This is a genomic window from Actinomycetota bacterium, from assembly GCA_040757835.1.
GTDB lineage: Bacteria > Actinomycetota > Geothermincolia > Geothermincolales > RBG-13-55-18 > SURF-21.
In genome coordinates this window covers 26028-47877 of sequence record JBFLWJ010000017.1, presented here as the reverse complement: position 1 = coordinate 47877, position 21850 = coordinate 26028, and the positions used below count along the sequence as shown (strand labels likewise).

Below are 21850 nucleotides of genomic sequence, written 5' to 3'. Positions count from 1 at the left end.
TGGATTGTCAAACCAGACAATGATTCACATCTCTATGCTATGCTGGGAAAAACGCCGGCGGCAGACATGCACGCACGATAAACAACGCCAGAGAGGGGATTTATAGACCGGCCGGCGGTCGGAAAGGAGGGTGGGATTGGCCGCTGGATCCCGCAGCGAGAAAGAAGTAGACAATCCCGCAAGGCTTATCCCCGGAGTCGATCGCAGGCTGCGGCGCTGCTATGGTGAGCGCGATTGGTCCCCCCCGTTCGATGATCTTCTAGACGGTCTTGTTCATACCATACTCTCCCAGAACACCAGCGACGTGAACTCCCAGCGCGCCTTCCGGTCATTGAAAGAGGCGTTCCCGACCTGGGAGGATGCGGCGGGAGCGCGGATAGAGGAGCTGGAGGAGGCCATCCGCTCGGGGGGTATATCGCGCGTCAAGGCGGAACGCATCAAGTCCGTGCTTGAGACGGTGCGCCGGGACTGCGGTTCGTATTCACTGGAATGCCTGAGGGACATGGAGAGCGAACAGGCCCGGCGCTACCTGTTGGACATGCCCGGGGTGGGGAGAAAGACCGCCGCGGTGCTCCTGCTGTTCCAGCTCGGTTATCCCTACTTCCCTGTCGATACGCACATCTTTCGCGTGGCCAGGAGGCTCGGTGCCGTACCGCCGCGGGCAAACCCGGCGCAGGCACACGATATCATGGACGCGGTGGTGCCGGACGATATAAAGTTCAGGCTACACATGAACCTCATCGAGCACGGTCGGCAGGTATGCAAAGCGCGGAAACCAAACTGCCCCGTCTGCTGTCTTAACGATATGTGTCCGCGCATAGGTGTGAAAGAGGAAGGAAGCAGCGATGCGTAAGATATTCACAGCTTGTGTCCTGGTCCTGGTGGTAATGGCGCTTTCCCTGTCGCTGGCTCTGGCCCAGACAGACCAGGAGGTCATAAACGAGGTCTTCACGGAGACGGAATCCATAAGGGGCCTGCAGGCGAACCCGGGCATCCAGGTGAATTACCTCGACCGGGAGCAGCTCGAGCAGCGCATGCTCGATGACTTCGCCGAAGAGAACCCCGAGGAGGAGATCGACGACGCGGAGAGGATCATGGTCATGCTGGGCTTCATCGAGCCCGATCTCGACCTGGAGGATTTCTACATCGCCCTCCTCACCGAACAGGTGGCCGGCTTCTACGACCCCGAGGACGACGGCCTGTACCTCATCTCCGAGAGCCAGTCCATGAGCGCCATGGACCAGTACACCCTGTCGCACGAGTTCGTCCACTACCTGCAGGACCAGAACTTCGACCTCATGCGCCCGCCCTTCCACGACCCTGACGACGCCGAGGTGGAGACGGACGACGACGCTTCCTTCGCGGCGACCTGTCTCGTCGAAGGCGATGCCATGCTTGCGTCGGAGAACTGGTTGATGAAATACATGGACCCCGAGGACATGCTGGATATGCAGTCCGAGAGCGGGGATTATTCCACCGAGGTGCTGGACAGCGCCCCGCCATATATATATGAGAGCCTGCTGTTCCCATATATCGAAGGGGCGGAGTTCGTCAATTACGTTTACGATGAGGGAGGCTGGGATGCCATAGACAGGGCATACAGCGATCCCCCCTCAACCACCGAGCAGATCTACCACCCCGAGAAATATCTCAAGGGAGAAAAAGCGGTGGAGGTGAAGCTGGAGGACATCTCGGAGCAGCTTGGCGACGGCTGGAACCTGGACTACGAGAACGTGTTGGGCGAGTTCGATGTCTATCAACTGTTCTCCCCCTATTTCATGGATACGGATGACGTGGAAGCCGCGGCAGCCGGCTGGGGTGGTAATAAATACCAGTATTACAGCAATGGAGAAGGGGATGAGCTGTTGCTCCAGAAGTACGCCTGGGACAGCGAAAAGGACGCCCAGGAATTCGCGTCCGCCTACACGCAGTACCTTGAGGACCGCTTCGGCGACGAGGTGAAGAAGGAAGCATCGCGCGGAGCGTGGACGGTCTGGTCGACTGATGAATACGAGATAGGGATCAAGAGGGACGGTAAGGATATCTGCGTGGTGCAGGCGAACGTCGATGAACCCCTCGAAACCGCCATCAGCTCGTTGGGAGAGGCTGGAGACACCATTGACGAAGGTGCCCTGAAGGCCGAGACAGGAGAGGGCGACGAGGAGACCGACCTTACCTGGCTGATCATAGCCCTGGTCGTCGGCCTGCTGGTGCTGGGCATCATCCTGGTGATAGTGATGTTGATTATGTACCGCCGCCCGCCGGCGCCACCCGCGCAGCCTCCGGCCGGGAACACCGGACCGTATTACAGTCCTCCCGGATCGATCCCACCGCCTCCGCCATCGCAGGTACCGCCTCCACCGGGAGCGGTGCCGTCTGATGCGACACCGCCACCGGCGACACCAGTGGAGCCGAGCGAATAGGGGGGCGAGTACAGGCGGCAGGCGCGGCTTCAAACTGAGCCCCCATGATTGTTTGCGCCTGCGCCGCTTGCGCTATAATATTCATCTGTGATGGTCGTATGGGCCCATAGCTCAGTTGGTCAGAGCAGCGGACTCATAATCCGCGTGTCGCAGGTTCGAGTCCTGCTGGGCCCACCACGAAAGAGCAGGTCAGGGCATATACACCCTGACCTGCTTACCATTTATTTACTGCGCGTGACCAGAAAAGCGTACGATTTGGTGCAGAAAACGGTCGAAACGAACAACATAGTCTGCTTCGACGGACGAGATGATATGACCATAGGTGTTGAGCAGAACCTGGACATCGGAGTGTCCCATCTGCTCCATGATAAAGCGGAGGTTAAACCCTTCGGAGATCATCCAGGCGGCATAGGTGTGGCGGAGGTCGTGGACGCCTAACCGGTCCATGCCTGCCGCCCTGCCCGCTGCCCGGACGCGGCGATAGATGTAGTGGTGTGGGATATAGCCACCGTCGAGAGAGAAGACGAGGTCGGCATCACCCTTGCTACCACGGTATGCCTTCAACCTTGCATACACCTCCGGCGTGATCTTCACACGCCGGATTCCCTTATATGTTTTCGGGTCCGTGAGGACCCCCTTGTAGAAGGACTTGTCCACGTTGATGAAGGACGGGTTCACGTCAACCCAGCGGAGGGCCGCGGCCTCCCCCGACCTCATGCCCGTGGAGAGGAGAAGGAAGGCCATGGTCTTTATCGGCTCCTCCAGGGCGTCGAGGAAGGGCTGGGCCTGGGCCGGCTCAAGGAAGACGATGGTACGCTCCCGTTTGTACGGCGGGGTGCGCGTCCCCTCCACCGGGTTATTGATGGTGAGGCCCCAGGCTCGCGCCTGGCGGTAGACGGCCCCCAGCGTCATGCGGACCTTGTCGCGGGTGCGCGGGCCGACCGGGTCATCCTTCCGGCCTTTGTGGGTGTCCTTGATGTTGCCGAGGAACTCCTGCACCTGCATGGCGGTTATGTCGTCCAGCTTGTAGTGACCGAGGGCCGGGAGGATATGCTTATCGAGGAGCGTCCGGTAGTCCCGGTAGGTGGATTCCTTCACTTCGTCCCGGTGGTGTTTAAGCCACTTCTCGGACACCTGGGCGAGAGTTATGGAGCGGGGGACTACCCCTATAAGCATCTGTTCCTTGATGCGCCTATCGTAGGCCTCCGCATGTTTTTTAGTGAGAAAGCCTCGACGAGTGTGCTGGAGATCGCGGGTATTTACCTTTACCATGTAGCGGACTTTGTCCTTCTCGGTGGCCCCGGTCTTAACCTTGTACTTGTAGACGGGCATGATTATCTATTCTCCCTGGCCTCCCGCGTGCGTAGGTCATACAAGGTTTTTGTAAAGGAGAAACAAAGGTCTAAGTCTTCTTTCTTTAGACGAGAAAGCATCCTCCACCAGGACTTCATTTTCTTCTCAGCATTGTCGCCCATCTTATTGAAACACTCAGTTAGGTAAGGGTTGGGTACCACGCGGATGAAGGTCTTTGCGGCTTCCTGTTCCTCCACGATCACCGGGAGATCAAAATATGAGTGGGCTACCTCGTGAATATCCAGGTTGAGTTCTGTGGCCAAGGCGACAAGGGTTTCATAGCGCGGAGATAAACCGTCTTCAAGGTTCTTTATTGATTGGTGTGATACCTTGCTGTGAAGTACCTCGCGCGAGAAGTCTATATAGCTCATGCCATATTCTTCCTCGCGGATTCGGCGGATCCAGCCACCTAATTCCTTGTGTGACAGCGTGCGTTTTGTTGCCATTGTTTCCTCCCTATTCAATTGAAACGGTTGTTGAAAGTTTAACATATTGACGCTTATCAAACAATTAAGATGGTTTTAGTTAGATAAGCATCCATATACATTGACGGTTGTCAGTGTTCCGATATAAACTTAAATCCAACATATTAGACGCACGTAAAAGTAGTTAGAGAAAGGAGGGTTGTATGGATAAGAGGTTGCTAACTTCAAAGGAAATGGCTCCCATTCTGGGCATCTCAGAAGCAGAAGTGAGACGGAGCGCGCGTCTAGGCTACATCCCCTATTACCGTTTCGGTAGGCTGATGCGCTTCGACCCTGCGGAGGTGCTGGAGGCAACGCGCCAGCGGGAGCTGAAGGAGGCGAGCTGTGGGTAAGACCAAGTGGCCTGTACCCAAAGGACAGATGCTGGTTCCGGATATGTGGCGGGGGAGCCGTCGTTACCGGATTACCAAAGCTCAATTGGAGAGAGAGAAGCGGGCCAACGAAGAGAGCCTGCGCGAAGAAGCGAGAGGAGGAAAGTGATGGGAACCTGTGACTCATGCAACTTCCAGGTCACAGAGAACGGGCTCCACTACTGCAGGGGTTGCGGGTGCCACCTCTGCGAGGAGTGCTGGGATGAGCAGGCCTTCAAGAGCTATGACCTCTGCGGGGTCTGCGGCGATGAGGCGGCACGGGATGACTACTGGGAGAGCAGGTTCGAGCAGATGAGAGAGGAGGGGAGACTGCGTTGTTGTTGAGCTTTTCAAGCAGCCGCATTGATGCCTTTGCCACCTGTACCCAGCGGTACCACTTCAAGTACGTCGAGGGCCTGGAGCCCAAGGTGACCGCACCAGAGCTCGCGTTCGGCTCTTTGTGGCACGAGGCGATGGAAGCCTACTACCAACACCGTCACAATGCTTACACCCACGCCCTGGACGCGTTGGACGAGGCGTGGAACAGGCAGGTGTGTGATCTGGGAAATACGGGCCAGCTCTGGGACGAGGACTATCAGCGGATGCAGGAGGAGCTGGAGCTTCTGCGGGGGATGCTCTCCCACTACGACGACTACTGGGGAGAGGCGGACCGCGACATGGTGATCCTGGCGACGGAGGTCAGCTTCCGTGTTCCCGTTATCAAGCCGGGCGGCAAGCGGCCTGTGGCCTATTTCACCGGGGTCATCGACCTGGTGGAGCTGGACCTGGAGACGGGTGGCATCTTCATCTGGGACCACAAGACGGTGAGCTCTTTCGGCTCAAGCTGGTTCGCCCAGAACAGCATCGACCGCCAGTTTCGCCGCTATGCCTGGGCCTACGAGAAGCTGACCGGCAAGGAGGTACGGGGCTTCTGTGTCAATGCGGCGCGGAAGAAGTTGCCGGTCCCCCCCAGGGAGCTCAAGGACGGCAGCCCGTCCAAGGACAAGGCCCAGGATACCACCTACGAGCTCTATATGGCGGAGCTCACGAAGCGGAACCTGGACCCTGCCGACTACACCGACATTCTGGAGCACCTCAAGGCGAAGGGCAACACCTTCTTCGAGCGGGATGGCTTCGCCTTCAACGAGGGCGAGATCGCGGAGGTGGAGACGGAGCTCTACTGGCTCTACCGGAGGATGATAGCCAAGGTCCCCCCGGTGAAGACCCCCTCCCCGCTCTGTACGCAGATACGCTCATGCCCCTACCGGGTGCTGTGCGTCGAGGACACGCCGGAAGCGAGAATGGCCTTCCGGTCAACACGAGAGGAGATGACTGTTTGATGGAGATAGTCAAAGCGAAGGAGATACGCATGGAGCATCTCAACGTCCTCATCTACGGAGACTCCGGCGTCGGAAAGACCACCATTATCGCCACCGCACCTGGGCCGGTCCTGGTATTGGACATGGAGGGAGGCTCTCTCCCCCTGGCGGGGAAGGACGTGGACCTGGTGAAGGTGGAGAGCCCCGACGCGATCCGGGAGGTGCTCGCGAGGCTGAAGAACGGGGAGCTGGAGTACAAGACCGTGGCCCTGGACTCGATTACCGAGATGTACAAGGTCATCATGGACGAGGTTATCAAGACCAACCCCCAGGTCTCCAGGGCGTACACAGACCAGGCGTCACAGAGCGACTACGGCAGGGCTACCGAGCTCATGCGGAGGGCCATCCGGGCCTTCCGCGACTTGCCGGTCAATGTCATATTCACCGCCCTGGCCCAAGACCAGAAGGACGAGGTAGACGGGACCATCACCCGGCTTCCCTCCCTTCCTGGCAAGCTGGCTTATGAGCTGGCGGGTTACGTGGATATCGTGGGCTACATGTTCACCAAGATCGACAAGGACAACGGCGGGGAGATCAAGCGCGGGGTGCTGGTGCAGCCCCAAGGGAAGGTCATCGCCAAGGACAGGACCAGCAAGCTCGGTCAGGCGGTCATCCCCGACATCGGCAAGTGGATCAGCGCCGTCGGTGGCAACGGCAAGAAGAAGGGAGGGAATAAGTAATGGCGGCACCTTTGGAAGTGGACTTCACGGACGCCGACGAGATCAACTTCGAGCCCCTGCCCAAGGGCTGGTACGAGGTGGCGGTGTACGAGGCCAAGCTGGAATATTCACAGGCCGGAAACCCGATGATCGTCTTCGAGCTCAACGTGCTCAACGGCCCCTATCCGGGTAAGAAGTTGTGGCTCCGGAACGCCATCGACGGCAAGGACAAGAACTACTACCTCAAGCGTACGCTGACGGCTATCGGCTATCACGTCACCGGCAAGGCCAAGATCAACCTGGACGACCTGTGCGGCAGGTATGCGCGGGTTCTGGTAGAGCACGAGCTTTACAAGGAAAAGACGCGGGAGAAGGTCGTGGATATTGTTCCTCTCGAGGACGGCGGCTACGGAGACGACGTTGTCATCAGCGGCGATCTCGTTGCAAGAGACAGCGTATCCTTCTAACGCCCCTGCTGGGGAGGGGGTCGCCTAACCCGGCCCCCTCCCCTCTTTACCACAAGGAGCTGCCGATGAATGAGAAAACCGGGTCGCTCTTTAGCGACCTTATAGACATGATGAAGCTGCGCTACGGTGGCGAGGTGGAGAAGTACCCGCACCCCTGTCCGATGGACCACGAGGAGGTCATGCTCACCAGGCTGGTGGGGGCTAAGCCTTTCCACCCCTGCCCCCTCGACACGTCGACGGCGCGCATCATCTGGGACCTCTGGCAACTGTACGAGCGGGGCGCGCCTTTTAAGGAGCTGGAGGACGTGGTTTACATCTTTTGCACCCTCTACAATGTCCCGGTGGCCCCGGCTCACAGTTTCGTCTTTGGGGAGGCGAGTATCTATGGAACACTTGAGAGAACTGCTTAACACCATAAGCTCAATGCCTCTCGGGGAGGCGTCACAGACGATATACGGGGAGTTAATCCAGCCCCCCACTTACTATCTCTCGATACTCGTCGCGGGCTACAAACGGGCTAACCCGCAGGTCTCCTGGGAAGATATCTTCGAGAGGTTCGGTTACCAGGCCCCGACACTCAAGAGCGTGGCTGGTGCAATCTACGACTACCACCGCATCATGCGCGGGGACCTGGGGCAACGGATTATGCTGGGCTTCCCCAAACTGGACTCATATATGCGGGGGATACGTCCGGGCCAGGTGTGCGGATTCATGGCGCGGGCAGGAGTAGGGAAGACAACCTTTGCCTGCAATGTGATAGTCAACCTCTATCGCGAGGGACAGGGTCACCCCCCGGTTCTCTTCTTCTCCCTGGAGATGCCGGCGGCGGAGATCGCGGCGCGCCTGTTCGTTATCGACCGCGAGATGTTCCCGTCCAAGGTGGAGGAATACTTCACCCTCTCGGCGGACGCTCCCTTGGTGGCGGAGTGGGCTCTCCTCTATCACGACCTGGTCATCATTGACGAGGGGTCCTTGTCCTTGGAAGAAATGTCCGGGCTATACGACAAGTCGTGCGCCTATCTCGGCAAGCATATTCCACTGGTGGTTATCGACTACATGGGCCTTGTTAGCGGCAGGGGAGGAAGCAACTACGAGAGGACCTCCTACGTCGCCAGGGGCCTCAAGCAGTTTGCCAAGGCCAAGGGGACAGCGGTCCTCTCCATCGTCCAGACCTCGCGGGAGGGAGGCGTTGGGAAGGAGCGCGTGACCATGGCCATGGCGCGGGACTCCGGGCAGATAGAGGAGGCCTGCGATTTCCTCATCGGTGCCTGGCGTCCGAACTTGGGGGAGGAAGAGGAAGACGACAGCTTCTCCCTCACCATCCTGAAGAACCGGCACGGCAGGACCACGGATATAGACATGATGTTTGATAGCAGGTTCCTGAAGATCTATGAAACGAAGGAGGTGAACAGGTGGCGTGGGTCAGACTCTACACCGACATACGCTCTGACATGAAGATTAAGAGGCTTACCTATGAGGAGCGGTGGTTGTGGATAGTTATGCTTACGTTGGCTAAAGAAAGCCCCAAGCCTGGATACCTCTTGCTGGCTGAAGACATACCTTTGGACATAGATGATTTGGCTGCGGAGAGTGGTCTTGATGCGACTACAATCGCAAATGCAATCGCAGAAAAAATGAGACCTTTTGCGATGGTCGCAGAAGAAGGCGCAGTCTATCGAATCCTTAATTGGGAAAAACGCCAGTTTACCTCGGATAACGTCACCGAAAGGACACGTAAACATCGTCGCAAATCAGAACGTTCCGGGGACGTTCCGGGAACGCCCCAGAGACAGAGACAGAAACAGATATTATATTCCCCCCAATTTGAGGCTTTTTGGAAGGTATATCCGCGTAAGATCGAGAAGCTCAAGGCCTTCAAATGTTGGGAGACCAGATTGAAGGAAGGCCACGATCCCAAGGACCTCATAAACGCCGCCATTAACTACGCCAGGGCGATGAAGGGGAAAGACCCGGAGTTCATCAAATACCCCCCCACTTTTCTCGGGCCGAGCAAGCCCTTCGAGGACTACCTTAACTACCGGCCCCCTCACCGCGAGTGCATCAACGCCGCCATGCACGTCCGGGGCCGGTCCCCGAAGAACCTCATGCGGTGCGGCTGCGAGGAATGCACGGCGGAGCTTGAGCGGAGGAAGGAGGAAACGGCGTAGATGGAAGACCCACGCAGGATAGCAAGGAGGCTTATCGGCAACCTGGATATGAGTCAGCTCGATGCAGGTGCCAAAGCTCAGTTGGAAGCAGACGTTGAGAAGGCTGTTGAGGAAGCGTACGAGGAAGGGCTGGAAGACGGAGGACGCGACCACTGGTGGATGTGAGGAAGGAGGAATTGGCATGAGCGTGGGGGTTACCTTCACCCTTGAGGGAAGAATCCCGAGCAAGAAGAACAGCCGGGTGAAGCCGAAGGGCAAGGATTTCACCGTACCTTCCAACGCCTACCAGGAATGGCAGAAGTACGCCCGGTGGGAGGCCAAGCGCGTATGGCGGAGACCCCCCACAGGGTCCCCCGTCCGCCTGGAGGTGGTGACCTCCTGCCGAAATGATCTGGACAACCTCGTGCAGAGCGTCATGGACGCTCTACAAGGCATCGTTTACAAGGACGACCGCCAGGTCGTGGAGATCACCGGACGAAAGGTCCCCAAGGAAAGACGGGAATACAGGACTGAGGTAATCGTGGAAATGGTGTGATGTTCGGCTTGAATTGTCCGTCAAAGTTGTTATACTCGGTATCAAGCAATGTTGACGGTGGGGCGCCGGGAACAGACCAAACGGGAGGGGCCAATGACAGAACTGCTCACAGAAACCTACGCAGAATGGGCGTCCAAACACCTTGAGGAACGTTGCTACAAGTGCTTTCACAACCGGAGCCTCGACCAAGGGATCGCCTGCCCGCTTCTGATGTATGTCTCCTTACACGTATTGGGCGTGAGGGACACGTTGTCACCGGGTGTAATCGAAACCATACTCCAGGGTCCGAGCTGCCCTATGTTCACATCGGGGGCACAAGCATGCTGAAGACGGAGAACGGATGCGAGTCGTGCGTTTTCACTTCGGAAGAGAGGAAGGTCATCTTATCCATGCGTCACCTTGCGATGGTGGCGAAGCGCGGTGGCAAGGTGACTGCGTACATGGACCGAGAAGGGAGGTGGCGGGTAAAGGAGACCATCAATCGATAGCTTGATTGTCGCCCCCTTGTTGCGGGGTGTGGATTGAAACATACACGAGTCCGAGTAAAGGCTTAATGCCGAGAGGGGACATCCTGATACGGGTGTCCCCTTCGCTTTGAAGGGAGGAGGTTGTGGAGAACTACTGTGACGAGACCGAGAGGAGGCTGGTTGAGATCATCAGACACCAGGGGCCCATAAGCGCGGGGGAGCTCGGGGGCTACCTCCACCTCGGTCAGCAACACGTCCGCGCCGTCATCTCACACCTACGCCGGGAGCACTTCATCCCTATCTGCTCTACGTCTCAATCGGGCTTCTACTGGCCCAAGGCACCGGAGGACATACGCCGCACCGAGGCTCACATCAAGAGCCGGATCAAGGTCATGGAGGAAGTGGTGGACGGGCTGCGCCTGGGAAGCTCCCAGGTCTTCGGCCCCCCGGCCCTGTTCGACGTAACGGAGTACATGGAGCTGGAAAGGGAGGCGGTGTAGATGGACGACATCCCAGGGGTGTTTCGAATACCCGGTGTATACGCGATGTTAATAACGGAAGGATGGCTTTTGATACATCCCGATCATTATGCCGCCTTGAAACAAGTGGAAAAGGCAGCGAGGTACCACATCAACTGCGAGGCTTGTTCGGGTACAGGAACGAGGAGTGAGTTTTATGGTCCTGCCAAGGGTTATTTGCCGTCACCTTGTCCTTGTGTAGGAGAGCTTTTACAGGCTCTTACTAATCTCGATCAAACGCTGAAGGAGGCGGTGTAAATGCCGGAATGGATGATCGGCCTCAATGGAGCGCATATCGGCATACCTGTCCTGGTGCTGGTGATCCTGATATTCATATCCAGCACGAGAAAGATGAGGTGGTGAGACATGATAGCCATTCAGAACGACGACCTTCAACGCATTGGACCGGACGAGGCCTTGAGATTTCTTCTGGACTCTGGATTGCTGTTTGAGATCAACCGCTCCATTCTCCACCCTTATGGCTTGGCCTTGAACCTGAGTATCACCGAGGCCAAAGAGGACGAATCCGAGCAGGTGCAAATCGCCGGTCTCTTGGACTACCGCGACGACCCGGAGGGTATCATCTTCGCGCCGGAGACTTACGAGCAAGGCCTGAAGAAGTACGAGGCTTTTTGGCAGGAGAACCAGGCCCGCTTGGAGGAAAGGGTGGAAAGGCTCGGCTTCATCGTCCAGCCCAAAGCGGACCCGTGGGAGGAACAATGAGAGGAATGATGAAAACAACCCCCGCACCGGAGTTTATAGAGGGCTTCCGCAAGCACGAGTTTACCCGCCAGGTCGCGGAGTACATCGACGACCGTGTCCAGGTCCAGGTGGAGGAGGCCTTCCGCCGGCTGTTCGCGGCGAAGGAGGAATACACCGAGAGGTCATGCCTGGTGTGCGGGGCCTCCCTTCAGGGAGCCCACGGACGCACCCGCCGCTGCCCCGGTTGCCGGAAGAACGGTCATGCCAGGGCCTATGCCTGCTGGACGTTTCTCATGGAGCGTTTTCCGCCGGTGGCCCTGCGCGTCATCGAGATGGTCAAGGAGGAAGGAAAATGGTCGGAATGACGAGGTGTAAGCTCATACAGCCCTGGGGACGCTGTGATCAGACCGTGGAGCCGGGTTCGTCTCTCTGCTATTACCACAACAAGGTGCTCAAGGGGATCATTGAGCCCCATGACGAGAGCTACTATATGCACCCCGCCAACGCGGGTTTCCGCAAGATGCGCCGTGAGCTGGAGGACCCCGAACCGGACGGGGGGCTTCTGACCTTGATAGGGGGGTAGTTTATGGCGGAGCATCGCTGGGACATACTTCCGCCCGAGGAGCTCCTTGCCGCAATCGAATACCTACACATCCTGGCCTATGGGTCCCGCCGCTACGAGGCTTACGAGCTATCGAGCGGGGGGACCCTGCCCCTGTCAAAACGGCTGTATCGCAAGACCGACCTGGTCAAGAACGGCGACGCCTTCTGCGACCTGGTAGATCTGCAACGCTTTCTCTCCAAATTGGGGAGGAGGATACAGAACGGCGGGGATTGGCGTGAGTACATCAACTGGGACGTTGTGCTTCCCAGGAAGCAGAAAAAAGCCTCGTAAAGAAATGTTGAAACTTATCTAACAATGTGGTAGTGTGGTATCAAGTGGGAGTTTGTCCCTGGCCCCCCGGTGGGGCCGGGGCTTTTTTTATGCCGTGGAATGGATGCTGAAGTAATCTCTTTGCCCAAGCGTATACCGTACAGGAGTGAGCGGGCTCTACGGCTCTACCATCGCCGGCACCCCTATTGCGAGATACCGGGATGTGGGAGGTTTGCTATGCCCACGCCCCACCACATCAAGACGCGGGGGTCGGGCGGAGGGGACGAGGATGAAAACCTCTTCTCTCTCTGCGTGGAGCACCATGCCAGGGCGCACACCGAAGCTGACTTCGCCAGGAAGGTTGCCATCCTAAAGGGACACATAAGACCATGTCATCGCGGTATGTTATGATGTTATTGTGGTAATATGCACGGGAGGAGGAGCATGATCTACACGTCCTACTTCGCCAAGAGCTCCAGGCTCGCCCAGGCGGTCTGTATAGCCAGGGGTAAGCCAGAATGGTACCACGGTCCCAGCTTCGAGGACCTGGCACCGCCCTGGTCCCTCATACACGAAAACGACCCGGTACGCTACAAGGAGAGGTACAAGCGGGAGGTCCTGGACAGGCTCGACCCCCGCAAGGTGGCGGAGGTCCTCGAGGGCAAAGTGCTATTGTGCTGGGAATCCGATCCTGCCAACTGCCACCGCCGCCTGGTCGCAGAGTGGTTACAGGAAAACCTGGGGATCGAGGTCCCCGAGCTTGAGAATAAGGGACAGCTCCCCGGCCAGAATATGAGCATGGAGTTTGCGTAAGGAGGTAAGGGCATGGAGTAAAAATGCAGGCCCAAACCGGTCTCCCCGGACCACGAGAGGCCCCCACGCCGGGGGCTTCTCCAAGTTTTGATAGAAAACAAAGAAACTTGACAATAATAAGAAAAGTTGTTTTTTGTCACCACCTAGGTGTATGGTTACAGAAGAGAGGGCCGGGACCTACATACCAAGTAGGACCCCGGCCTCTGGCCGTTAGCTCACCAATCGAGCTCGACAATCCCACTATACACCTTGCTGATGACACGCGCTTCCCTATTATCCTGGTTTCTAAAGGAATTAACTGACAATCCTTGCGGAGGTAGTTGAGTAGCCCAACTCCGGTCCCCACCGGTGACGGGAGGTGCGAATCCTTCCCCTCCGCTCCAGAGAACATCGAGGCCACCTCCGGGCATATGGGCTTGGAGTTGCTTGCTTCATCCAGGCTCAAAAGAGGTGACCTCGTTAAGATTATACCACCAAGGAGTACTGATGTTTCGAGGATCGATACCCGCTCCCTTGCGGAGCATGACCCAGGAGATAGTCAAAGGCTGGGATTGCTCCGATGTCTGGGTGGGGTGCTCCGGCAACTTCACGGTGGAGCGGGTGCTCTGGCCCCTGGACCGCTTCCGGCTCCACGGCAACGACGTCACCATCTACTCTTGCGTGATCGGGGAGTGGCTGGCCAGCATGGGAGTGGACCTGCGTTTGAGGCCGGAGGTCATGGACAGCTACGGCTGGCTGGAGCTTTACCTTGACGGGGAGGAGGAGTCCATAGCCACCCTGCTCCTTGCCACCAGGCTACCGGTCAACCGGGAAGGGGATAACGCCTACTATAAGCGCATCTACGAGGGCCACAAGCGGCAATGGGATAGCCTGCATACAAAAACCCTCGACCGGGTCCGGGCCTTCTCCATGAGGCTCTCAAGTTTTTACAGCGGGGACGTGAGGGAGTACGTGAAGCAGGTCCCCACCGACCAGGGACTCATAGCCTTTCCGCCTTTTGTCAAAGGAGACTACGAGCGGATGTTCCGCGGCCTGGAGGCTCTCTTTGAGTGGGAGCCCCCGGACTTCTCGGACGTGGCCGAACACCGCGAGGAGCTCATAGCGGACATCATGAGCAAGCGGTTCTGGGAGGTATGCGTCAACTTCGAGATTGAGGAGCTGTCAGATCACTTGGTCGGGATAACCCAGACCACCAACCGGGGAGTCAAGGTCTACGTGTACGCCTCGGACGGGCCAGCCCGCATATGCGTACCGAACCAGGACACAGAGGAGGTACTGGTCGAACGCCTGGGACCGGGCGACGAGGTGGGGTCAGAGATTGCCCTCCTGCCCTTCACCGCTCCCCAGTTCGCGGCCCTACGCTCCGAGTACATGAACGCTTACATCAGGCCGGGCCAGGCGTCTCTCGCTTGCGGGGTCCTGGTGGACGGTATGCTGGTCGGAGTGTTCGCTTACTCGACCGCTCCCACCATGGCGCATTGGGAGGGCAGGGTGCAGACACCCCACGCCTACCTACTCTCCGACTTCCCGGTGGAGCCCTCGGACTACAAGCACCTGGCAAAGCTGGTGCTGTATGCCTCGCTCTCGAAAGAGGTCAAGCTTATGCTGGAGCGGTACGCCAGGCACAGGATACGCTCCGCGATCACGACGGCCTTTACCGACAGGCCGGTGTCCATGAAGTATCGGGGCCTGTTCGAGCTGCTGTCACGCAAGGAGCAGGAGCACAAGGATTACGAGGACCTCACGGACGCCTACTACGGTCAACGGTACGAGCTCAACTACGGGGCGGTGCTGGGGGAGTGGACCCTGGCGGAAGGGCTCGCCATGTGGAAGAAGAAGTACGCGGGAAAGAGAGAGGCCGATGGAGACAAGGATTGAGCGGGTTGACCCCCAGGACCTCTCCCTCGCGGAGGTCAACGCCAGATATATGAGGCACGAGGAGTTCATGCGCCTGGTGGACAACGTGAAGCGGGACGGGAAGCTCACCAGCACCCCCTTCTGCTGCGAGGAGGAGGGCAGGCTCCTGGTGCTCTCCGGGAACCACCGTGTCAAGGCCGCTATCGCGGCAGGTCTCTCCGAGATAGACGTCATGGTCACCTCCGACCCCCTGACCCAGGCACAGAGATACGCCATACAGCTTTCCCACAACGCCATAGTAGGCAAGGACGACCCTGCGATACTCAAGGAGATATACGACGCAATAGACGACGCGGAGTGGAAGGAATACACCGGCCTGGACGACGCCACGCTGGAGCTGCTGGAGAAGGTGGAGGCCATGGCGATGTCGGAGGCCAACCTGGACTACCGGCTCATCAGCATATCCTTCCTTCCCCACGAGCTGGAGCGGGTGCGGGAGGTAATCGACGAGGTACGCAAGGAGGCCCCCGGCAAGGAGGTATGGCTGGCGCGCGCCGATGCTTACGACCGGCTCCTCGACGACCTCGAGGCGGCGGGCTCGGCCCACGGCATAAAGAACACCGCTACCAGCCTGGACATCATCTTGGACGTCTTCGAGGCCCACCAGGACGACCTGGCTGAAGGTTGGGTGGAGGAGGACAAGAACAGGTGGGTCCCCCTGGTTTCGATATTCGGTAACGACAAGGTCCCGGTGGAGGCGGCAAAGGTTTTGAAGCAAGCATTGGACAGGGCGGTGGGGCAAGGGATAGTAGGCCCCAGGAACCTCTGGCAGCTTCTGGAATACATGGCTGCCGATTTCCTGGCGTCATAAAAGCCCACTTCAGCTACCCATACTAACCCATTGACCCTGATGCGTTCGCCCGTCTCGGGCGGTCTCATGAGGTCAGGTAGGAGATAAGAGGCATGGCATACCCCTCAAAGTACAAGGAACACTACCCGGAGCTGGTCAAGTGGATGGCCCGCCAGGGACTCACCAACGTGGAGATCGCGGACGAGCTCGGAGTCTCGCGGGAGACCATACGCAAGTGGCGCAAGCAGTTCCCGGATTTCGACGCCTCCCTCCAGGAGGGCAAGGACATAGCGGACGCGCGGGTGGAGGAATCCCTCTACCAGCGGGCTATCGGTTTCAGCTACGAGGAGCGGGAGGTACAGTCGGACCCGGAGACCCGCAAGCCCGTGAAAGTGAAGACTACCTACAAGCACATGGTTCCCGACGTGACCGCCTGCATCTTCTGGCTCAAGAACCGGAGGCCCAAGAGGTGGCGGGATGTTTCCAGAATAGAGGCGGAGATCACGGATGACAGGACCAAGGAAGCGGGAAAGCAAATCGCCGAAAACGAAGAAGCAAGGGAGCTCGTCAAACAAGCCTTCCGGGTCATACACGGCGGAGGAGATGCAGGAGGCCAGCAGGCAGATAGCTAGGGATAGCCTGGCCTTCTACGCCGAGTACGCATCTCGCACCCGCTGGAAGCCCTACCGCTACCTTCTCATGCTGGCGGAATACGTCCAGCAACGCCTGGCGGAGGGCAACGCCTTTATCATCATCGAGGTCCCTCCCAGGCACGGCAAGTCCGAGCTGTTCAGCATCTACCTCCCCTCATGGTGGAGGGGCAAGCACCCGGACCAGAACGTGTTGCTGGTATCTTACGGCGCGGACCTGGCGCAGGGTTTTAGCTACCGCTCGCGCGAGGTCTTCCGGGAGATGGGGCCGGAGCTGTGGGGCATGGAGCTCTCCCAGGCTTCTTCGAGCAAGAGCACCTGGGAGGCCGAGGGCCACCGCGGACAGATGAACGCCGCCGGCGTCGGAGGTCCGATCACCGGCAAGGGTGCACACCTGGCTATCATCGACGACCCGGTCAAAGGATGGGAGGACGCCCACTCCAAGACCTACCGCGACAAAGCGTGGGAGTGGTATCAGTCCGTGTTCCGCACCAGGCTTGAGCCTGGCGGCTCGGTCATCCTCATCATGACGCGCTGGCACGAGGACGACCTGGCGGGGAGGCTCATCGAGCAGGCGGAGGAAGGGGAGGACGGGGACCCCTGGGAAGTCATACGGCTCCCCGCCATAGCCGAGGAAGGCCACGAGGACCCCCTGGGAAGGGAGCCCGGCGAGGCCCTATGCCCGGAGCGGTACGACGAGAAAAGTTTGGCGCGGATAAAGACCGCAGTCGGGGGATACGTCTGGGAGGCCCTCTACCAGCAGAGGCCGAGAGAGGAAGAAGGGGAGCTGTTCAAGCGGCAGGACTTCCTTTACTTCTGGCGCGAGGATGATATCTACGTCTTGGCTGGGCCTTACGGCATCAACCGCTACGCGGTCTCGGACTGCTGGATGTTCCAGGCCTGCGACCCCGCTGTCTCCACCAAGGCTTCGGCTGACTACTTCGTCCTGGGGACGTTCGTGGTCACGCCGCATAACGACCTGCTGGTGCTGGACATGATGCGGGACAGGCTTGAAGGCCCGGACCAGCCGGACCTCATGCGGAGGTATTACGACCGCTTCCGGCCTGCTTTCCAGGCGGTGGAGTCAGGGGCCATGGGGCTCAACCTCTACCAGGCCGTGGTGAGGGCAGGGCTCCCGGTGAGGGAGCTCAAGGCGGAGGCGGACAAACGCACCCGCGCTCTCCCAGCCGCGGCAAGGTATCAGGCCCGGACGGTCTACCACCTGCGCCATGCTCCCTGGCTGGACGACACCGAGGCCGAGCTGTTGGCCTTTCCCCACGGAGCCCACGACGACCAGGTGGACGTCATCGCTTATGCGGCTATCGTCCTGGCGGAATATTCGGGTGACGTCTATGAGGAGACCCTGGAGGACGGCGTTGATTTCGGGATTGGATAGGAGGACCCGTGAGAGTCAATAAGGGTGATGTGCTTAACCTCATAGAGACGGTGGAGAACCTGCGGGAGGAGCTCACCCTGGCCCAGCTCAAGCTGGAGGACCAGAACTGGGTAAACCTGTCAGGGGGGTACTCCGACAAGCAGATGACCACGGAGGAGTATCTGGAGAACCACAAGGCTTGCTATCAGGCCTATCTTACCAACCCCCTTGCCAAGCGGTATGTGCGCTATATCACCTACTTCGTGGTGGGGGACGGCGTCAACGTGGTGGCGGATGAGGAGAGCGTGAACGAGGTTTTGCAGGGCTTCTGGGGCGACGATGACAACGACATGGAGGTCGCGGTCAAGGAGATGTCCGATTGGCTGGCGATCTGTGGGGAGTTCTTCGTCCGCTTCTTCTACGACCAGTACGTGGGCAAGACGCATATCGGCCTTATCGACCCCTCCGAGATAGTCCATATCGAGACGGACCCGGACAACGTCAAGCGGCATATAGCCTACCACCGCAAGTACCGAGTGCAGAAAAGCCTGGAGGTACAGCCGGACGGCTCGGTCAACGTGGAGTACGAGAACGCTTACGAGAAGATAGACGTTCAACGGTCGGACGGGTTGCTCAACGCAATGCACGTCAAGGTGGGAGGGGTGTCCAACGCGGTCAGGGGTATCTCGGACCTGCTGGACATCATCGTGTGGATGGAACGCTACCGCCAATGGCTGGAGGATCGCGCCCTCACTAACAAGATTCGCAACCTGTTCCACTATGACGTGACCATCGAGGGCGGCAACCGTCAGGACATCAAGGACTACCTCTCCAAGCTCAAGGGCCGCGAGGTCAAGAGCATGAGGGAGGACTACCAGGACTTCTCGACCAGCGAGCGCATACGGGCCGGGGCCATCCGTGTTCACTCGGACAAGATAAAGTGGGACACCGTGCAGCCGAAGGTAGACGCCTCCGACGCCAAGGAGGACGGACGTGCTATCAAGCTCATGGTCGCCGCCGGCATGGGCATCCCCGAGCATTGGCTGGGAGACACCGGCAACACAAACCTTGCAACCGCGAAGGCCCTGGACCTCCCCACCCTGCGGCAGTTCCAGGACAGGCAGAAGGTCATGCGCCGGGCTCTGCGGGTCATCCTCAAGCAGGTGATAGCCTGTCAGCGGGAATACGGCTCCCTTCCCAAGAGACCCAAGGGCAAGGACGACTTCAATGACGACTTCGAGATAGAGTTCCCGCCTATCGAGGTCGAGGACCTCAAGGCCAAGGCGGACAGCTTCAAGGTCATGACGGACGCGGTCATGGCCCTTATCAACGCCAGGAAGATTTCTGAAGACACCGGCAACAAGATACTCCGCCAGTACGAGCCCCTTATCAGGGAGTGGGAAGGCGAAGGCGGGGAGCAGGAAAAGATCGAAGAGGAAAACCCGGAGGCCAAGCAACAGCGGGTGGAGCTTCCCTCCATCATGGTCCCTCCGGGTTTAGGACAGAGTGAGGAGGAAGAAGAATGGCAGTAACGAGCAAGTTCTATGCGAAGTTCCCGCTGGGCCTGTGTAACGACCTTTTCCCGGACCTGGACGCGGCGGGGACCACCATCAAGTGTGCTCTGTTGGGCTCCGGCTACACCTTCGACCAGGAGACCCATGACGATTGGAGCGACATCAGCGCAAACGAGGTTAGCGGCACCGGTTACACGGCCGGAGGCGCGGCCCTGGCGAACAAGGCCCTCTCCGAGGCCTCCAGGGTGACCAAGTTCGACGCGGACGACGTGGTGTGGTCTAACTCGACCATCACCGCGAGGTACGCGGTGCTCTACGAGGTATCGACCGGGAAGCTCATCCTGTGCATCGACTTCGGGGAGAACATGAGCTCCTCCGGTGGGAGCTTCACCATCACCTGGGACGCGGGCGGGATATTCACCCTGACGGTGCCGGCGTAATGGAACAGCAAGAGATCGAGGCGCAACTACACAAGCGGCAGAAGGCCCGTCTCGCCCAGGATTACGAGACTGCGGACAGCATCCGGGACGCCCTGGCGGCAAACGGTGTTATCATCCAGGACCGGCGCGGCCAGACGAGCTGGAGGACGGAGGACTGGAAGATGCGAGGGCACATCAGCTTCTCGGAGGAGGTCCACATGGAGCGCAAGGACGCTACGGTAGGGGTCCCCTGCGCGGGGGCCTCCCTCGTCTACGGGTCCCAGAAGGAAGTGGAAAATGGCGTTCACGAAAAAGGAGATACAGAATGACAAGGCCCTGTATAGCAGGGTCATAAGCACCATCGACCAGATCGCCCAGGAGGTAGGAGAACGGGGTTTCGACGACCCCACCCTGGTGGACAAGTACGAAACCCTGCTCTGCAAGGGGCCTACTCTCCTCATGTGCGAGAAGGTCAAGGAGCAATACGGCGGGACGAGCCCGGACAGGTGCAAGGCCGCTGGCTGTCCTTTGGCCTCTCAATGCTTCCCGTATATCGACATCCTCTGGCGTTGCGGGAGGACCCTGCTTTTTCTCTCCGGCAGGGGGGGTTACAAGAGTCGGGAAAGCATGGAGAACCGCTGCCGGGCGTGCGTCAACTACGAGGTCTGCAACGGCACGGAGGGGGCGGAAAGGGCGCGCCGGTGTATCGCCTATTTCGGGAACGAGGCGAAGGGGGCAAGGGTCGCTTTCGTAGACGCCTTGAACAGGCTGGTGTAGGTCATGGCTAATGGAGTATACAGGCCGGGCTCGGCTGCGGACCAAGACTGCCAGGCCACCAGCTCGGCTTACGACAACAGCGGCAACAACGCCTACATCGGCAACGCCAATTCGACGGACAACCAGTACCATGCCCTTTTCAATCTGGATATTCCCAAGGACGCCACGATCGATTCGGCCTATCTGTATCTCTACTGTGACAACAGGTTGGGGACGGTCAACGGCTCGGTGACGGCGGAGGACTCGGACGATGCTTCGGCCTACACCTCTAATCCTTACAGCCGGAGCCAGATCGGGACGAGCGTCACTTGGAACGGTATGCTCCCTACCGTTTGGGAGTGGGACAAGAGCCCGGATATCAAGACGGTCATCCAGGCCATCGTCAACCGTTCAGGCTGGGCTTCGGGCAATGCTATTGGCCTGGTGGTCACGGCCCCCGGCCTGGGCAGCAACAACTATGTCCGGACGATCCAAAGCAACTACGGCGGGAAGATCTACCCAGTCCTCATCGTCGAGTGGCATACCTTGACCAAGTACGTCAGGGCCTCGACCATCGCGGCCTCGGCGGATGATACCTACAACAAGGACAACGATACGACCGACAACAGGTCGGCGGCTTTTGCTCGTTTCGGCCATGACGGGACCAACTCCTTCCGGGCCTTCTTCCGCTTCAATGCCAAGGTCCACAAAGGGAGTGACGTCACCAGCATAGACGGGGCTCATCTGATCGTGGCGGCTGACAGCCAGCTCGATACCACGGGCTGGTATGGGAGCATCGGCACCCTGGAGGATGAGAGCAGCTTTCCATCAGGGAGCTCGGTCTATTCGCGGTCTCTCATTTCTGGTCAGACGGCGGTCAACTGGAGCGTGGAAGGGTGGAGTGCTGAGGGCGTTTATGTCTCCCCGGATATCGCCAATCCGATCAGCTACCGGGTAGAGCAAGAAGGATACGACCCGGACGGATCAGGGGACGCGCCCTACATCGGTATCCGCATAGACCAGGGCGACGCCAACGCGAAGAACGAGTACCGCAATATTTGCGCTTACGACCGTACCGGCCTGGGCGACTTCCTCCCTACGCTGGTGGTGGCCTATACGATCGCCACGAGCGGGAATGCCACGGTCAACGTCCCGGCCCTGGACATGAGCTTGGCCGCGGACGTGCCGGCGGTGGAGATGCTCACTAGGGTCAACGTCCCGGCCCTGGACATGAGC

29 protein-coding genes and 2 tRNA genes are annotated in these 21850 nt (G+C 58.8%); 29 read left to right on the top strand and 2 right to left on the bottom strand.

The genetic code is table 11. The features are described 5' to 3' along the window. Positions 1–136: 136 nt before the first annotated feature. From nth to AB1384_12625, 3 genes are all read left to right on the top strand, one after another. Positions 137–853: an endonuclease III gene (gene nth / locus AB1384_12635; protein ID MEW6555118.1), complete on the top strand. Its 717-nt coding sequence runs from the start codon at positions 137–139 to the stop codon at positions 851–853. Further along, the gene (locus tag AB1384_12630) at positions 846–2423 is read left to right on the top strand and encodes a hypothetical protein (protein MEW6555117.1); all 1578 of its coding nucleotides are present in this window, start codon (positions 846–848) and stop codon (positions 2421–2423) included. The genes nth and AB1384_12630 overlap by 8 nt, the downstream gene beginning before the upstream one ends. Before the next feature lie 100 nt (positions 2424–2523). Further along, positions 2524–2600, top strand: a tRNA-Ile gene (locus tag AB1384_12625). A gap of 48 nt (positions 2601–2648) precedes the next feature. Here AB1384_12625 and AB1384_12620 read toward each other — a convergent pair. Continuing rightward, entirely contained in the window at positions 2649–3755 is a 1107-nt protein-coding gene (locus AB1384_12620) for a site-specific integrase (protein ID MEW6555116.1), read from the bottom strand. 2 nt (positions 3756–3757) lie between these two features. Beyond that, complete coding sequence (locus AB1384_12615; GenBank protein MEW6555115.1) at positions 3758–4222, bottom strand: helix-turn-helix domain-containing protein; 465 nt, start codon at positions 4220–4222, stop codon at positions 3758–3760. Between the two features lie 182 nt (positions 4223–4404). Between AB1384_12615 and AB1384_12610 the strand changes: the two genes are divergently transcribed. The 26 genes from AB1384_12610 to AB1384_12485 all read left to right on the top strand — a co-directional run. Beyond that, a complete protein-coding gene (locus tag AB1384_12610) occupies positions 4405–4593 on the top strand; it encodes a helix-turn-helix domain-containing protein (protein ID MEW6555114.1) in 189 nt (62 codons plus the stop codon). 147 nt (positions 4594–4740) lie between these two features. Beyond that, on the top strand, positions 4741–4956 hold the full coding sequence (locus AB1384_12605) for a hypothetical protein (protein MEW6555113.1): 216 nt from the start codon (positions 4741–4743) through the stop codon (positions 4954–4956). After that, the gene (locus tag AB1384_12600) at positions 4953–5951 is read left to right on the top strand and encodes a PD-(D/E)XK nuclease family protein (protein MEW6555112.1); all 999 of its coding nucleotides are present in this window, start codon (positions 4953–4955) and stop codon (positions 5949–5951) included. The genes AB1384_12605 and AB1384_12600 overlap by 4 nt, the downstream gene beginning before the upstream one ends. Continuing rightward, the gene (locus AB1384_12595; protein ID MEW6555111.1) at positions 5951–6670 is read left to right on the top strand and encodes an ATP-binding protein; all 720 of its coding nucleotides are present in this window, start codon (positions 5951–5953) and stop codon (positions 6668–6670) included. Before AB1384_12600 ends, AB1384_12595 begins: the two co-directional genes overlap by 1 nt. After that, a complete protein-coding gene (locus tag AB1384_12590) occupies positions 6670–7116 on the top strand; it encodes a DUF669 domain-containing protein (GenBank protein ID MEW6555110.1) in 447 nt (148 codons plus the stop codon). Before AB1384_12595 ends, AB1384_12590 begins: the two co-directional genes overlap by 1 nt. A 65-nt stretch (positions 7117–7181) precedes the next feature. Continuing rightward, positions 7182–7526: a hypothetical protein gene (locus AB1384_12585; protein MEW6555109.1), complete on the top strand. Its 345-nt coding sequence runs from the start codon at positions 7182–7184 to the stop codon at positions 7524–7526. Next, entirely contained in the window at positions 7501–8571 is a 1071-nt protein-coding gene (locus AB1384_12580) for a DnaB-like helicase C-terminal domain-containing protein (protein MEW6555108.1), read from the top strand. The genes AB1384_12585 and AB1384_12580 overlap by 26 nt, the downstream gene beginning before the upstream one ends. Next, positions 8529–9284, top strand: coding sequence for a phage replisome organizer N-terminal domain-containing protein (locus tag AB1384_12575; protein MEW6555107.1), 756 nt, complete (start codon positions 8529–8531; stop codon positions 9282–9284). The genes AB1384_12580 and AB1384_12575 overlap by 43 nt, the downstream gene beginning before the upstream one ends. Then, entirely contained in the window at positions 9285–9449 is a 165-nt protein-coding gene (locus tag AB1384_12570) for a hypothetical protein (GenBank protein ID MEW6555106.1), read from the top strand. It begins immediately after the preceding gene. A 16-nt stretch (positions 9450–9465) separates the two neighbouring features. Next, on the top strand, positions 9466–9819 hold the full coding sequence (locus AB1384_12565) for a RusA family crossover junction endodeoxyribonuclease (protein ID MEW6555105.1): 354 nt from the start codon (positions 9466–9468) through the stop codon (positions 9817–9819). A gap of 610 nt (positions 9820–10429) precedes the next feature. Then, positions 10430–10786, top strand: a complete 357-nt coding sequence (locus tag AB1384_12560; protein ID MEW6555104.1) for a hypothetical protein — start codon at positions 10430–10432, stop codon at positions 10784–10786. A 384-nt stretch (positions 10787–11170) separates the two neighbouring features. Further along, complete coding sequence (locus AB1384_12555; GenBank protein MEW6555103.1) at positions 11171–11527, top strand: hypothetical protein; 357 nt, start codon at positions 11171–11173, stop codon at positions 11525–11527. Next, positions 11524–11871, top strand: a complete 348-nt coding sequence (locus AB1384_12550; GenBank protein MEW6555102.1) for a hypothetical protein — start codon at positions 11524–11526, stop codon at positions 11869–11871. Before AB1384_12555 ends, AB1384_12550 begins: the two co-directional genes overlap by 4 nt. Continuing rightward, positions 11859–12089, top strand: a complete 231-nt coding sequence (locus tag AB1384_12545) for a hypothetical protein (GenBank protein ID MEW6555101.1) — start codon at positions 11859–11861, stop codon at positions 12087–12089. Before AB1384_12550 ends, AB1384_12545 begins: the two co-directional genes overlap by 13 nt. 3 nt (positions 12090–12092) lie before the next feature. After that, a complete protein-coding gene (locus AB1384_12540) occupies positions 12093–12401 on the top strand; it encodes a hypothetical protein (protein ID MEW6555100.1) in 309 nt (102 codons plus the stop codon). Between the two features lie 423 nt (positions 12402–12824). Next, a complete protein-coding gene (locus AB1384_12535) occupies positions 12825–13193 on the top strand; it encodes a DUF488 family protein (GenBank protein MEW6555099.1) in 369 nt (122 codons plus the stop codon). 310 nt (positions 13194–13503) lie between these two features. Beyond that, positions 13504–13576: transfer RNA gene (locus AB1384_12530), tRNA-OTHER, on the top strand. A 103-nt stretch (positions 13577–13679) separates the two neighbouring features. Continuing rightward, positions 13680–15071, top strand: a complete 1392-nt coding sequence (locus AB1384_12525) for a hypothetical protein (GenBank protein MEW6555098.1) — start codon at positions 13680–13682, stop codon at positions 15069–15071. Continuing rightward, entirely contained in the window at positions 15055–15921 is an 867-nt protein-coding gene (locus AB1384_12520; GenBank protein MEW6555097.1) for a ParB N-terminal domain-containing protein, read from the top strand. Before AB1384_12525 ends, AB1384_12520 begins: the two co-directional genes overlap by 17 nt. 92 nt (positions 15922–16013) lie before the next feature. Continuing rightward, positions 16014–16532 (top strand): helix-turn-helix domain-containing protein, encoded by a 519-nt coding sequence (locus AB1384_12515; GenBank protein MEW6555096.1) that lies wholly within the window; start codon positions 16014–16016, stop codon positions 16530–16532. Beyond that, a complete protein-coding gene (terL, locus tag AB1384_12510) occupies positions 16504–17946 on the top strand; it encodes a phage terminase large subunit (protein ID MEW6555095.1) in 1443 nt (480 codons plus the stop codon). The genes AB1384_12515 and terL overlap by 29 nt, the downstream gene beginning before the upstream one ends. A gap of 8 nt (positions 17947–17954) precedes the next feature. Further along, a complete protein-coding gene (locus AB1384_12505) occupies positions 17955–19457 on the top strand; it encodes a phage portal protein (protein ID MEW6555094.1) in 1503 nt (500 codons plus the stop codon). Beyond that, positions 19448–19879: a hypothetical protein gene (locus tag AB1384_12500; GenBank protein MEW6555093.1), complete on the top strand. Its 432-nt coding sequence runs from the start codon at positions 19448–19450 to the stop codon at positions 19877–19879. The genes AB1384_12505 and AB1384_12500 overlap by 10 nt, the downstream gene beginning before the upstream one ends. After that, positions 19879–20187 carry a hypothetical protein gene (locus tag AB1384_12495; protein ID MEW6555092.1) on the top strand — a complete coding sequence of 103 codons (309 nt, stop codon included), beginning with the start codon at positions 19879–19881 and terminating at the stop codon, positions 20185–20187. Before AB1384_12500 ends, AB1384_12495 begins: the two co-directional genes overlap by 1 nt. Beyond that, complete coding sequence (locus tag AB1384_12490) at positions 20156–20635, top strand: hypothetical protein (GenBank protein MEW6555091.1); 480 nt, start codon at positions 20156–20158, stop codon at positions 20633–20635. Before AB1384_12495 ends, AB1384_12490 begins: the two co-directional genes overlap by 32 nt. A gap of 3 nt (positions 20636–20638) precedes the next feature. Next, positions 20639–21850: hypothetical protein (locus AB1384_12485; protein ID MEW6555090.1), on the top strand; the 1212-nt coding region annotated here is incomplete at its 3' end.